Annotated in this window: 13 protein-coding genes and 3 pseudogenes; 9 read left to right on the plus strand and 7 right to left on the minus strand. The window is 70.1% G+C overall.

The features are described 5' to 3' along the window. Positions 1 to 231 (plus strand): annotated as a pseudogene (locus AC07C1_RS36665) (ATP-binding protein); the annotation flags it as partial. A 39-nt stretch (positions 232 to 270) separates the two neighbouring features. Here AC07C1_RS36665 and AC07C1_RS36670 read toward each other — a convergent pair. Further along, positions 271 to 1,542, minus strand: coding sequence for a cytochrome P450 (locus tag AC07C1_RS36670; RefSeq protein WP_478946308.1), 1,272 nt, complete (start codon positions 1,540 to 1,542; stop codon positions 271 to 273). Between the two features lie 364 nt (positions 1,543 to 1,906). Here AC07C1_RS36670 and AC07C1_RS36675 point away from each other — a divergent pair, with 364 nt between their 5' ends. The 3 genes from AC07C1_RS36675 (at position 1,907) to AC07C1_RS36685 (ending at position 3,286) form a co-directional block, all read left to right on the plus strand. Then, on the plus strand, positions 1,907 to 2,413 hold the full coding sequence (locus AC07C1_RS36675) for a GAF domain-containing protein (protein ID WP_478946310.1): 507 nt from the start codon (positions 1,907 to 1,909) through the stop codon (positions 2,411 to 2,413). A gap of 29 nt (positions 2,414 to 2,442) precedes the next feature. Beyond that, on the plus strand, positions 2,443 to 2,676 hold the full coding sequence (locus AC07C1_RS36680; protein WP_478946395.1) for an ANTAR domain-containing protein: 234 nt from the start codon (positions 2,443 to 2,445) through the stop codon (positions 2,674 to 2,676). A 94-nt stretch (positions 2,677 to 2,770) separates the two neighbouring features. Continuing rightward, complete coding sequence (locus AC07C1_RS36685) at positions 2,771 to 3,286, plus strand: DUF6069 family protein (RefSeq protein WP_478946312.1); 516 nt, start codon at positions 2,771 to 2,773, stop codon at positions 3,284 to 3,286. 108 nt (positions 3,287 to 3,394) lie between these two features. On the opposite strand, the pseudogene AC07C1_RS36690 reads toward AC07C1_RS36685, so the two are convergent. Together AC07C1_RS36690 and AC07C1_RS36695 are read right to left on the minus strand one after the other, a co-directional pair. Next, positions 3,395 to 3,849, minus strand: a pseudogene (locus AC07C1_RS36690) (helix-turn-helix domain-containing protein); the annotation flags it as partial. Between the two features lie 135 nt (positions 3,850 to 3,984). Further along, positions 3,985 to 4,455, minus strand: coding sequence for a hypothetical protein (locus AC07C1_RS36695; protein ID WP_478946314.1), 471 nt, complete (start codon positions 4,453 to 4,455; stop codon positions 3,985 to 3,987). A gap of 98 nt (positions 4,456 to 4,553) precedes the next feature. Between AC07C1_RS36695 and AC07C1_RS36700 the strand changes: the two genes are divergently transcribed. Together AC07C1_RS36700 and AC07C1_RS36705 are read left to right on the plus strand one after the other, a co-directional pair. Then, positions 4,554 to 4,919 (plus strand): MerR family transcriptional regulator, encoded by a 366-nt coding sequence (locus AC07C1_RS36700; RefSeq protein ID WP_478946316.1) that lies wholly within the window; start codon positions 4,554 to 4,556, stop codon positions 4,917 to 4,919. A gap of 309 nt (positions 4,920 to 5,228) precedes the next feature. Beyond that, positions 5,229 to 5,549 (plus strand): hypothetical protein, encoded by a 321-nt coding sequence (locus tag AC07C1_RS36705; RefSeq protein WP_478946318.1) that lies wholly within the window; start codon positions 5,229 to 5,231, stop codon positions 5,547 to 5,549. A gap of 19 nt (positions 5,550 to 5,568) precedes the next feature. On the opposite strand, the gene AC07C1_RS36710 is transcribed toward AC07C1_RS36705, so the two are convergent. Then, complete coding sequence (locus AC07C1_RS36710) at positions 5,569 to 6,087, minus strand: alpha/beta hydrolase family protein (protein WP_478946320.1); 519 nt, start codon at positions 6,085 to 6,087, stop codon at positions 5,569 to 5,571. Positions 6,088 to 6,499: 412 nt separating this feature from the next. Next, complete coding sequence (locus AC07C1_RS36715; RefSeq protein WP_478946322.1) at positions 6,500 to 6,865, minus strand: hypothetical protein; 366 nt, start codon at positions 6,863 to 6,865, stop codon at positions 6,500 to 6,502. Positions 6,866 to 7,070: 205 nt separating this feature from the next. Between AC07C1_RS36715 and AC07C1_RS36720 the strand changes: the two genes are divergently transcribed. The 3 genes from AC07C1_RS36720 to AC07C1_RS36730 all read left to right on the plus strand — a co-directional run bounded on the left by AC07C1_RS36720 (position 7,071) and on the right by AC07C1_RS36730 (position 11,586). Next, positions 7,071 to 7,544, plus strand: coding sequence for a VOC family protein (locus AC07C1_RS36720; protein ID WP_478946324.1), 474 nt, complete (start codon positions 7,071 to 7,073; stop codon positions 7,542 to 7,544). 956 nt (positions 7,545 to 8,500) lie between these two features. After that, the gene (locus AC07C1_RS36725) at positions 8,501 to 9,244 is read left to right on the plus strand and encodes an HAD-IA family hydrolase (protein WP_478946325.1); all 744 of its coding nucleotides are present in this window, start codon (positions 8,501 to 8,503) and stop codon (positions 9,242 to 9,244) included. After that, a complete protein-coding gene (locus AC07C1_RS36730; protein ID WP_478946327.1) occupies positions 9,241 to 11,586 on the plus strand; it encodes a glycoside hydrolase family 65 protein in 2,346 nt (781 codons plus the stop codon). The genes AC07C1_RS36725 and AC07C1_RS36730 overlap by 4 nt, the downstream gene beginning before the upstream one ends. 18 nt (positions 11,587 to 11,604) lie before the next feature. Here the strand turns inward: AC07C1_RS36730 and AC07C1_RS36735 are convergent. Both AC07C1_RS36735 and AC07C1_RS36740 read right to left on the minus strand, forming a co-directional pair. Next, a pseudogene (locus tag AC07C1_RS36735) lies at positions 11,605 to 12,145 on the minus strand (transposase); the annotation flags it as partial. Positions 12,146 to 12,505: 360 nt separating this feature from the next. After that, entirely contained in the window at positions 12,506 to 13,039 is a 534-nt protein-coding gene (locus AC07C1_RS36740) for a trypco2 family protein (protein WP_478946329.1), read from the minus strand. Between the last annotated feature and the right edge of the window lies 1 nt (position 13,040).

Genomic DNA, 13,040 nt, shown 5'->3' on the forward strand with positions numbered 1-13,040 from the left:
GCGGGCCGTGCGCACGGTGCCGGCGTCACCGCGTACTGGTTCCCTCCCGACCTGGCGGGCTCCCTTCGCCGCAACGCCGGGCGCACGGGCCCTGCCCGCGTGCCCGACGTCGGCATCCACGCCACGCTGCGACGGCTGCGCCGGCCGACGCCCGCCGACGGATTCGACGCAGTGTACGACGTACGGTTCGACGGGCGGGGCGGGTTCGAGGTGCGGCCGGCGGACGACTAGCCCGGCTGAGAAGGCCGGCGGGTCCTGCGGCCGAGGACGTCACACGGCCGTCATGAGGCGCTCGTTCGGCACCCGTACGTCCCGTACGGCGAAGCCACTGCGCACCCGTGCCGGAATGCGCCGCAGGGAGATCCTCAGGTCCTGGTCGGGGACGGTGTAGTCGAGGCGGGCCAGGCGGAGCGCAAGCGCTTCGAGCAGCCCGATGGTGAGGCCCTCACCGGGGCAGCGGTGGCCGGTGCGCGGCTCGCCCCCGCCCTGCGGGATGAGTTCGTCGCGTTCGACCGGGTGCTCGAGGAACCGCTCCGGGCGGAAGACCAACGGGTCGCCCCACAGCTCCTCGTCGTGGTTCTGGCCGAAGACGTCGAGCAGCACCATCGCACCGGCCGGCACCGACACGCCCCGCCAGGACAGGTCCCGGACGGCGAGGCCGCCGAGGAACGGCGCGAACGGGTAGAAGCGGCGCACCTCGTGCACGAACGCGGCGGTGTAGGCGGTGTCGCCGCCGCGCAGCCGTTCGCGCTGGTTCGGCTGCAGGTGGAATGCGTGCGCCGTGTAGGCGACGAACCAGGAGACGGCGACCGTGGGCCGGATGACGTTCAGCAGCTCGACGGCGGCCGTGTGCGGGCGCAGCAGTTCACCGGTGGCCTCACGGTGCTCACACACGGCCGCGAGCACCGATCCCTCGGGAGCGGCGGCGCTGCCCGAGCGCACGTTCTCCACCAGCCGGGTGAGGCGGTCCTCCTGCCGGCTCCGGGCCCGCCGGGCCCGCCAGTGCCGTGGCCCGGCGGTGGCGAAGCCGTCGACCATGGCGACCAGGTCGCGCGCGAGGTCCTCCGCCTCACCGGCACCCTCGTCCAGCGGGACGCCCGCCCAGCGGCACACGCCACGCGTGAGGACCACGCTCGCCGCGTCGAACAGCACGACCTGTCCGGCCGTGCCCCACTCCCGTACGGCGTCGTCCCACACGGAGGTGACGTGTTCGACGAGGCCGGCGATCCGGTCGGCCCGCAGCAGCGGCAGGAAGAACTCCTTGCGGGCACGGTGGGCGCCGCCGTCGAGGGTGTGGACGGCGTCGTGGCCGAACAAGGTGCTCAGCACGGGTCCCGGGAGGGCACCGCCGCGGCGCACGTTGTGTTCGTCGTAGAAGAAACGCAGCGCTTCCGGTCCGCGTACGGCGAGGGCAGGCCTGCCCAGCACCCGGGTGCGTGCCACGCCCTCGGGGCGGTCGCGCAGCAGGCCAGGCAGCCAGGTGTAACCCTGGGCGAGAGCCGGGAGGGAACGGTCGATCACGGGCGAGCTCAGTACGTCCATGGCCGACGGGTTCCCGGGCTCGGGGGTGGGACACGTGCGGACGGTGCCTGTGGGGCGCACGACCGCCCTGCCGCCGCGCGGCGGCGCGAGCACCCGCTGACGGGCCGGCCGGCCCCGTCGGGCACGGCACCGCGGTCCAACTTCTCCCAGCGGCAGCGCTGCCGGGTGAAACCGGTGCCCATGGCACACCACGGGCCCGCACCCGTGTTCCCGTGTTCCGGCGTTCCTTCCGACCCCCGGACTCCGTCGCTCCGGTGGCAAGACCCGATGCTGACCCGGCCCGTGGGCCGCACGAAGGACACAGCATGAGCGCGACGAGAGGTACGACAGCGCCCACATCACCCAGTGGCTGCTGGAGACGGACTTGCTGGAGGGCTTCCTGCAGACCCTGGCCGACACCGCCCTGGAGCTGTCCGGTGCCGAGGGCACCGGGGTGACCCTGGAGCGCGACGGTCGGCCCGTCACCGTGGTAAGCGCAGGCCCCCGGCGCTCAAGCTGGACGAGAAGCAGTACGGCCAGGACGACGGCCCCTGCCTGCGCCCTGCGCACCGGCGAGGAGGTCACCGTCCACGACATGCTGGATGAAAGCCGCTGGGGCGACTACCCCGCCTACACCGCTGCCTGCGGGATCCGCTCCTCCGTCTCCCTGCCGATCGCCGCCCACACCCATACGGCCGGCGCCCTCAACCTGTACGGCGGTCCGCCGGGCGCGTTCGCACACGCCGACCTCGCCGGCCTGCGCTCCCTGGCCGCCCAGGCCACCGGCGGCATCGCCGTGGCCCAACGCATCAGCGACACCCAGCAGTTCGCCGACCAGCTGCAGACCGCCATGCGGTCCCGCGCAGCGTCATCAACCAGGCCCTGGGCGTGATTACGAGCCAGCGCCGCTGCACCGCTGACGTGGCCTTCGGCATCCTGCACTCAGCCTCCCAGCACCGCAACGTCAAACTCCGTGACCTGTGCACCGAACTGATCACGAACCTCACCGGCCGGCCTCCCACGATCCCCGAACCGCGCCCCGACGCCTCACAGCACGCCCTGCCCGAGATAGGACGCGGCAGACGCCGTGCACGGGGACGGGGTGTCTTCCACCTCCGGGCTCCTGCCGCCCGGCGGGCATCGGCGGGGCGGTGACCGAACCGGCCATCCGGGGGCGGTTCCGCATCGGGAGGCCGGGGCGGGGCACCCGGGGCGACATCGAGTGACACGTCTCCAGCGAGGTGATCTTGTGTCTGGTCCCGCCCCCTACGGGGAGTACACGCCGTACGGTTCCGCCGGTTACCCCGAGCAGCCGTCGGCGCCCGCCGCGTCGCCGGATGTGGCGGCGGGACGGCTGTGGGCGACCGGTGCCGCCGCGGCGGTCGTGGCCGCCCTGACCGCCGTCGTGGCCACGCTGCTGATGCGCGGGGTGCTGGACGTGCCGGTGTTCGCGCCGCGCCGGGCGGGTGTGTGGGGTGACGCCACCACCGGCTACCTCGCCGCCTGGGCAGCCGCCGCCGCCCTCGTGGCCACGGGGCTGCTGCACCTGCTGCTGGTCACCGTCGCCCGGCCGCGCGCCTTCTTCACCTGGATCGCCTCCCTGGTGACCGTGGCGATGATGCTGCTGCCCTTCACCACCGACCTCGCCACCAGCGCTCAACTGGCCAGCGCCGCCGTCTTCCTTGCCATCGGCGCCACCGTCACCGGCCTGCTGTCCGCCACCGCCACCAGCGTGGCCCCCGACCGGACCGGCGACAGGTGGTGACCACGGCAGGCGCCAGGGCCTGACGGGGGAGCCCCGCCTGCCCCGCGACGCCCGGGGGTGTGCTCGGCCTGCACTGGAACGGCTCGGTGCTGATCCACGGCACCCTGGGAGGCGTCGGCCTGACGGCCGTGCAACTACGCGGTGCCCTCGCGGCGGAGCACGGCACGAGAAGATCCCGGAGTCACCGTGCTTCTTGTGCTTCCCGGAGCAGAACGGGCGGTCGGCGGCGATCCGGTCGATCGGCAGCAGCGTTCCGTCGAGGATCACGAACGCCTTGTCTGCCGCCGTCTTCACCGAGGCAGCCAGGTTCGGGGCGAGTGCGGCCATAACGTCGACGGCCTCGGCGATGTACCGGTAGGGGTGGTGGTGCCGGCACCGAACCCGGCAGCGAGCTGGGCATAGGTGTGCCCGCACCGCAGGTGGGCCAGCGCCAGCAGGGCCTGGTGGTCGGTGCTCAGACGTCGCCAGCGGGTGCCGCGTCGCCGGCGGTGGGCCCGCAGCTGAGCCGACAGGAAGCGCAGGGCGGAGCTGGACACGTCGGCACCGGACGGATAGACAAGCATGCGAAGCCTCTGGTGGAGATGGCTCTCTTGGCCGAAAACCCATCTACCAGGGGCTTCACTGCGCTGTCAGCCCAACTGGCCATCACGAGCCCGAGGTTGGAAAAGGCTCAGTCACACATGTTGTGACTGAGCGCTTCAGTTGGCCGCTGAGCGTTCCAGTTGCCCGGCCTTGTGCTCAAAGGTGGCGTAGCCGTGTCGGTTCCGCCGCCAGGGCACAAGCTGGACAATGCCCCACGCGACCTCGACGGTGAAGAACAGCCACAGTATCCGCGAAACGCCATGGGTCAGTGCGTACGCCATCCACGCTGAGAACAGCATGCGCGCGATGCCGTCGAACAGGCCGTGCACCGGCAGCGGCCGGATGACGCGCAGGGTGGCCCAGACGACCACGACCGAGCCCATCAGATTCGCGTACAGGGTCTGCCAGGGGTCGAGTTCGGGCAGGACGCCCCACCCGAGTGCGTCGCCCAATGAAGATATGGCCTCGTGCACCAGCGCGTACGTCCACGGTGTCATGAACCCTGCGGTGACCGCGAGGTCGTACCAGGCGCTCGCGCGTACGACACGAAGATAGGCGGGCCGTGCGGGGGCGGAGAGACGGATCATGATGAGGCTCCGGCTGGTTCGGTGTAAGCGACGCCTCACGCTAAACAGTGGAGTACGGTCCAAGGTCAAGTCCATTCATCCGAAGGGGGGCGCTGGGTATGCGCATCGGAGAGCTGGCTGCGCAGACGGGGATGTCCAGGGACACGCTTCGGTTCTACGAGAAGGTCGGCCTCATCGCAGGTCGGCGACTGTCCAACGGCTATCGCGACTTCCCACCCGAGGCAGTGGCCTGGCTGCAGTACGTCCGCACCGCACAGACACTCGGATTCTCTCTGGCAGAGATCGCGCGGACCGGCGAGGAACTGCGCAGGGCACCGGACGTCGCTGGAACGCTGTCCTCGCTGTTCGAGGAAAAGATTCAGCTAGTCGACGCACGCATGGCTGAACTCGCCGCTCTGCGCGCTGAACTTTCCGAGCGCGTCGGCACCGGATGCCCGTTGCGGGTATCCGGCCGCCCCGGATGAGGATGGAGCGCTGACATGGCGCACAGGCCGGCCAACTGAAGCGCTCAGTCACACATTTCGTGAGCCGATGCGCGATAGCTGTCACCAAGGCAGGCTGTTGCCACCAGGACTTCCGGACGGGGCGCGCGGGGCTGGAAGCTGTGCCAGAACCCGTGATCCTTGACGTTTTGTGCCAGTGGACCGGTCGGTAGAGCTCGTGCGGCTCCCGGCAGTCGCCTGAAACTCATCAGATTCTCGCTTCCTCAACCCACTTCGATGCTCTTGCGTCCAACTCCATGACGGACGGCTGCCGATCACCCGGGAGAGCACGTGGCGAAGAAGGACCAGAAGACGGACGCGTCGAGGGAGAAGGACCGCGAGAAGTGGATGGCGCGTTTCCAGGTACGGCTGGCCATGCAGCCGGGCGTGGACCGGGCAGTCGTGCTCCAGGCGGTCAAGGATGTCACGGCGCAGTGCGCGGATACGGGAGAGCACCCGCGGACTGCCTTCGGCGACCCGGACGACTATGCCGTGCAGGCCGCCGCGCGGCTGGTGCCGACGGACCGGGCGGCGCGCGCGAGGCGGCACGACGCCGTGGTGGACGCGCTCGACTCCGTGCTGAAGAGGGCCGGGGACGTCGCCGGTCTGTGACCGGTTGGAGCGACTTCCGTCATGGCCCGGCGCACGGTGGGGTGATGGCCTGGGTGAGCGCGAGCGTCGGCTGGTGGAGGGAGGGGGAGGTGGGGCCGTGGGGGTGGCCGTCCAGATCGATGACGGCATCCAACCGGTGGTCCTGCCGGGCTGCCTGGAGGGCGGCGGCACCACCCATGGAGTGGCCGGTGACCGCGACCCGGCCGGTGTCCAGGCGTCCGGTCAGCGGGCCGGCGATCTCACCTCGGCCCAGACGGTCCAGCTGAGTGAGGACGAAGCCGAGGTCGGCGCCCCGAACAGTCGTCCAGCCGGCCGCCAGCTTGTCTTCCTTGTCGCGGTCGCCGGTGGAGGTGGTCTTGGTGTGAATCGTTCGGCCGTCGGTGAGGACCACGGCGGCGGAGTCGTACGGGTGGTCGAGGGCGGCGACCAGATAGCCGTGGCTGGCCAGTTCCTCCGCCCAGGCGGTGTTCTGGGTGCGCACTCCGCCCGGCCCGGGCGAGAACAGCACGACCGGGAACCGTCCGCCCTTGCCGGCCACCGCGGGGCGTTGAAGACCGCATGGGTGTGGGCACGCGGGACGCCGTCGACCAGGAAGCCGGGCAGTCGACCGCGCGGGCGAGGGCGTCGGAGACGGTGCGGGCCTCGTGGTCCGTGCGGCCGAGGTACTGGCCCGCTGCGCGCCTGCGGGGCTCTTCCGCGCGGGATACCAGAGCTGGGCCACGACCGTGCGCCGGTCGTGCGGGTCGGCGGTGAAGGTCTCGGGACGGCCTGGGTCGGTACACTGCACCGCGCGGGTGCCGGGGGCCGCTGTCATGCCCGGCCGCGCAATGTGGTGCCCGGGCTGCGGCCACTCCACGGGACGGCTGGCACTCAGCGGCGAGACTAGGTTGAGTGCATGACAAGCCTCGATCACCCCCAGGTCTCCGGCTTGGGGCGGAACTCGGCAGCGATCAACTCGTCCAGGTCTTGATCTGAGCGGCGACCTCACGCACCGGGAGCCCGTCCTGAGCGGCGCGGGCCAGCGGGAGAACGGTGTCCAGGCCAGGGCTCACCGGCATACCGGACGCTGACAGGTAGGCCGCGGTCACCGTGGCTGCGAAAAGCAGGTTCCGCAGCTCCAGGCTCGGGTTTCTCGCCAGCGCGCACAGCAGTGCCGCGGCCTTGTGATGGGGTTCGGGGTAGACCTCGTGGTCAAGGATCTCCGCCCGGTGACGTGCTTCCGCGGCGACCGGGACACCGTAGTCGACGACATGGGGAGCTCCCGGAATCTGCTGCGCCACTGCCAGGATCCACGCGAGATCGATACGGAGGTTCACGTGGCGCCCCTCGGTGCTGTCTCCGCCGGCTTGTTCGGGAGGCCGGGGCACCGGTCCTCACCGACTTCCGCATCGAACACGTCCGTGTACGCGGCCAGGAACGACGCAGCCCCGGCCATGAAGGCCGCGCGGGACTGGTTCGCGTCGGCCTCGATCAGGTCAAAGTGGGAATGCCGGGCGGGGGCTTCCGCCCTACGCTCGCCGTATGTCCGATGTCATCGCCGCCGGCGCTACGGCCGACGATCTTCCTGCACCGGCCGAGGGCCTGCTGCTCACGCACTTCCTCACGGTCAGTGACGTCCCTCGCTCACGGGCGTTCTATGCCGAGGTACTGGGCGGGCGGGTGGTGCTGGAGGAGAACCCCTGCATCATCAAGGTCGCCAACAGCTGGATCATCATGAACCCCGGTGGCGGTCCCACTGATGACAAACCCGACGTCGTCCTGCGCCCGCCTGAGGACCGCCACACCGTCTCCAGCTTCCTGAACGTACGGGTGGCGGACATCCACGGCTTCTACGCGGCAGCGCGCGCCAAGGGAGCCGAGTTCCTCACCGCGCCCATCGACCGGCGTGCCGAGCTGCGCTGCTACATGCGCGACCCGGATGGCTACCTCATCGAGGTCGGCCAGTCCACGGGCCTGCTCAAAGGCATCCTGGCGCGCACCGATACCGGCGCCTGACCACTGCACCGCACTAATGACCGAATGCGTCAGTTGCGACGGACCGGGTCCGTGATTCCGCCGGGGCACGCAAGCGCCGCGATGTCCCACCGGCGTGTCCGGCCCCGGCCTGGTAGCCGCTTTCGTAGAAGGTGAGCACGGCGGCACGTGGATCCGCGCTCGACGCGGGCCGCGTCGTAGCGCGGCACGGCCAGGTGGCTGTCGCCGCGCGCCATCCACTGCGCGGACGCCGGGCTGAGCGGCGCTTCGGCCAGGATCACTTCCGAGGAGTACGCCTCCCGAGTCACCGGATCGACCTGCCCGGGCTGGTCGACCCGGCGCCCGGAGAACCGGCTGTGGGCCGCGGTGAGGGCCGGCCTGAACGGCGAAGAGCTGGCCCCACAGGGAGGCATGGCCGATGGGCCGAGTTCGCCCGCACCAGGGCGGCGGCGGCCGCGGCCAGGAGAACGGCGGCGCTGGCCGCCTCGGTGTGGACGAATGCGCGCAGAGGGGATCGCCGGGCCTCGCCGCACTGGGTCTGGCCGGTGAGGGGGCGGAGCCGGGTGAGGAGTCCATAGCACCGTGGAGAGGTCGGAGAGGGCCGGCAGGCGGATGCGCCCCGGTCGTACGGCCGCTGCCAGCGCCGGACGTAGTTTGGACGGGGACGGGGCTTTGGTCTTCGAGTGCAAGGCGCTGTCACAGTGTCGCCCTGGGCGCCGGGGCCTGCGCGTTGTAAGGGGTTCGTTTGCACACCGTGGAGAGAGGCGGCCCGGGGTTGCGCCGCGCGACTCCGGCCGCACGGTGATGCGGGCGGCGGCGCGCGTGCCGCACGGTCGTCAAGGTGCGCGTCTCGGCGTAGGCGAACACGATGGGCATCGGGGGGGGAGGACCGAGAGGCGACGACCGGGGGCGGCCAGTGCGTCGGCTTGCGCGACCCACACGGGGTTGGAGAATGACTGTGTGGACGGGTCTGAAATATGACGAAACTGGGTCTACCGGGCGTCGTGCGAGCCTGTCTCTTCGACCTCGACGGCGTGCTGACGAAGACAGCCGTTTTCCACGCCGCGGCGTGGAAATCGACGTTCGACGACTTCCTGCGGCACCATGACGGTCCCGGCTTCCGCCCCTTCGACCCGGTGGCCGACTACGACGAATACGTCGACGGTCACCCGCGCGCCGACGGCGTGAGGACGTTCCTGGCCTCGCGGCGCATCAAGCTACCCGAAGGTTCGCACAACGACCCCTCGGACGCCGACACCGTGCTGGGGCTCGGCAACCGCAAGAACGACTTGATGCTGCGAAAGATCCGCACCGAAGGTGTCGAGGCTTACGCCGGCTCGGTGCGTTACGTCGAGGCGGTGCGGGCGGCCGGCCTGTCCACCGCCGTGGTGTCCTCCAGCGCCAACTGCCGCGACATCCTCGTATCGGTCGGTATGGAGGAGCAGTTCGATGTGCGGATCAACGGCGTCATTGCCGCCGAGCACAGGCTTCCGGGAAGGTCACACCCCGCCACCTTCCTCGCTGCCGCACGTGACCTCGGCGTCGAGCCCGAGGCGGCAGCCGTCTTCGAGGATGCGCTGGCAGGAATGGACGCCGGACGGGCCGGCCACTTCGGATACGTGGTCGGCGTCGACCGCGTCGGCCAAGCGGCAGCGCTCGGCCGCCACGGTGCCGACAGCGTTGTGAAGGACCTCGCCGAGCTGCTCGAGGACATGCCTTGATCAATCATTCCGCCTACATGGTGGAGCCCTGGCAGGTCCGTGAGACGGGGCTTCACTGGGACATCCTGGCTCAAAGTGAATCGATCTTCGCCCTGTCCAACGGGCACGTCGGCTGGCGGGGCAACCTCGACGAGGGTGAGCCGCACGGTCTGCCCGGCTGTTACCTCAACGGCGTCCACGAACTGCATCCGCTGCCGTACGCCGAGGCGGGTTACGGCTTCCCGGAGTCCGGCCAGACCGCCATCAACGTCACCAACGGCAAGCTCATCCGCCTCCTGGTCGATGACGAGCCGTTCGACCTGCGCTACGGCCGGTTGCGCTCACACGAGCGGGTGCTGGACCTGCGCGCCGGGCTGCTGCGTCGTACCTGCGAATGGACCTCACCCGCCGGCAGGACCGTCCGGGTGCGCTCCATCCGCTTGGTCTCCTTCACCCAGCGGGCCATCGCCGCAATCGCCTACGAGGTGGAGCCGCTGGACGGCCGGGTCAGCCTCGTACTTCAGTCAGAACTCGTTGCCAACGAGCAACTGCCCGCGCCGACAGGTGATCCGCGGGTCGCCTCTGTTCTGGAATCCCCACTGCGGGCCGAGGAGCACGCCGCCCAGGATGCGCGCTTGCGCCTGATACACCACACTGCAGCGACGAACCTGCGGATCGCGGTCGCAGCCGACCACAACGTGCACGGACAGGCCGGAGTGAGCACCTCCGCAGAGAGCGCGGCTGACGTGGGCCGCTTCACCGTCATCACCGAACTCGACCCGGGCGAGACGCTCCGTCTCGAGAAGTTTGTCTCGCACGGCTGGTCGGCGGCTCGCTCCCTGCCCGCGCTGCGGGACCAGGTGGAAGCCGCGCTCGCCGGCGCCCGAAGCACCGGCTGGCAAGGCCTGGTCGACCAGCAGCGAGCGTTCCTGGACGACTTCTGGGAGCATGCGGACGTAGAACTCGAGGGTGACGCGGAGATCCAGCAGGCCGTCCGCTTCGCCCTGTACCACGTGCTGCAAGCCGCTGCCAGGGCCGAGCAACGGGCGATTCCGGCCAAGGGCCTGACTGGATCCGGATACGACGGACACGCGTTCTGGGACACCGAGATCTTCGTCCTGCCCTTGCTCACATTCGTCCACCCCCGCTGCGTCGCCGAGGCCCTGCGCTGGCGCCAGGACACCCTGCCCGCGGCGCGCGCACGCGCCCGCCAATTCGGCTTGCAGGGCGCGGCCTTCCCCTGGCGCACCATCGACGGATCGGAGTGCTCGGGCTACTGGCCGGCCGGCACTGCCGCCTTCCACATCAACGCCGATGTCGCCCACGCGGTGGTGCGCTACGTCTCCTCCACCCATGACAAAGACTTCGAACGCGATACCGGCGTGGAACTGCTGGTTGAAACGGCGCGACTCTGGCGCTCACTCGGTCACCACGACTCGCACGGTCGTTTCCACATCGACGGCGTCACCGGCCCGGACGAGTACAGCGCGGTCGCGAACGACAACGTGTACACCAACCTGATGGCCCAGGAGAACCTTCTGTCCGCCGCCGATGCCGCCGAACGCCACCCCCAACAGGCTGCCGCACTCGGAGTCGAGGAAGAAGAGACCGCCGCCTGGCGGGACGCCGCCAAGGCGATGACCGTCCCCTACAACGGCCAGCTCGGCATCTATGAGCAGTCAGCCGGCTTCACGCGCCAGCAAGTCTGGGATTTCGCCGCCACGGGCCCCGACGACTATCCACTGATGCTGCATTTCCCGTACTTCGAGCTCTACCGAAAGCAAGTCGTCAAACAGGCGGACCTGGTCCTGGCGATGTATCTGCGAGGCGACGCCTTCGACGACGACCAGAAAGCCCGCTCCTTCGCCTACTACGAGCCGCTCACAGTCCGTGACTCCTCCCTGTCGGCCTGCGTTCAGGCGGTTGTGGCCGCAGAGGTCGGCCATCTCCGCCTGGCCTACGACTACCTTGGCGAGGCCGCGCTGATGGACCTTGACGACCTGGAGAACAACACGCGCGACGGCCTGCACATCGCCTCACTGGCCGGTTCATGGCTCGCCCTCGTCGTCGGCTTCGGAGGCATGCGCTACCGCGCCGGGACCCTGCACTTCACCCCCCGATTGCCCGAGAAGTTCAGCCGCCTGGCGTTTTCGGTGCACGTACGGGATCGGTGCCTGCGGGTGGAAATCGTCCACGGCCGGGCCACCTACTCGCTGGCCGAGGGAGAACCGCTCGAAATCCTGCACTGCGGCGAGCCGGTGACCGTATCCCGTGGCAGCCCGCAGGTACGTCCGATCGAACCCCCTGCCGCCTTGCCGGAACCCACCCAACCCAAAGGCCGCCGCCCTGTCCGCCCGCACTGAGCGGCCGGCTGACGTGGATCCGGTGTCGTGGGCGGCGCGGATGCGGTCCTCGGCTCGCGCGCGGCGGCGATGACGCAGTTCGAGGTCGGCGAGTTGCCCGCCTGAGGTGTTGGTGGCGAAGGCGGTGAAGCGGTGGCCGTCGATGTCGGCCATCCGCAGTTGGGCGCTGGGGTGCGGCCGCTCCTCGCGGATGATCAGCCGCGTTCCGGTCGGCCAGCCGGTCGGGGGGAGGGCGAGCAGGTCGGTGATCTCCACGATCCCCGCGCCGGGCTGCTGGACGCCCTCGGCGTCGTAGGCCAAGGTATCCAGGCCTGCTTCAAGATGCGCGGCTCGCGGCGTCGATCTCCTCGGTGATGGTCATGCCGACCGAGTAGGCGAGCCAGCGGCCGCGGCGGGTGAGCCAGTTGAGGAAGGCGTGGGTGCCGCCTGCCGAGTCGGTGCGGATCAGGGACCGGCGTCCGCGGCGACGCTGCTTGGGGAGTTGGGCGAGTGCCATCAGGGCGACGGTGATGTGGTCGGCGGCGGTGTTCAACCCGGCCCTTCCCGGCCGCAGCAGTGCGCCGGCAGCGGATGGTGGCCGAAGGCCGAGCTGACGCTGCGGCAGCTTCAGCAGGGCCAGGTACAGGCCGATCGTGCTGGGCATCGCCGTGATCCCGTCGCGAGCCGCGCACAGTGCCTCGTCACCGACGACGAGCCGCGGGATGCTCCAGGTCTGCTGCGGCAGGTTGGCCTCGGTGAGCAGTGCGTCCCAGTTCCGGAGCACTTCCAGGAACGCGCGGTGGACCGCTCGCTCGGCAACGTCGTTGGTGCCGAGCCGGTACAGCGCGTAGGAGTGTCACGCCTCCTGGTTCATCACGTAATGCGCCTCGAAGCCCAGCGGCAGGGGGAGCGGCTCCTGCGCGCGGCCGTCGCCCGGCTGTCAACAGGCCTGAGGACAGCCGGTGTTCAGTTGCGCCGGGGGAGCGACTGTGACGAGCAGGGTGTGTGTCACCTCCTCGTGCAGGGCGCCGTCCAGGCCGAGGGACACGGACCCGTCCGCCGTGATCGCGAACTCCAGTCGCACCGAGCCTTCCTGGAGGTGGAAGGGATCGTCCCCGGTCCGCGCCGACGCCGTCACGCGGCGGATCATCGCGATCGCGTCGACCAGGACGGCGTCCACCGTGCCGTACCGCAGCTCGTGCTGTTGTGTCAGGTCTGGAGGTACGAGCGTCATCTCGATGACATGGGTGTCCCGGCGGGACACCGTGCGCCCGATCCTGAGTTTCATGCCGATGAACGGGAGCCGGAAGTTCAGGGAACCGCCGGCCGTCGCAGTGGCGAGGGCGTGCAGGGTGAGCCGCACCGAGGTGACACGCAGATCCCGCCCGGCCGCGGTGGCCGACATGTTCGACTCCGTGACCGCCCGCTTGACGGCGGCCACCAGGTCCTCGACGGGCACGCCGTCGTCGGTCACG

Source organism: Streptomyces sp. NPDC045022 (assembly GCF_056432605.1).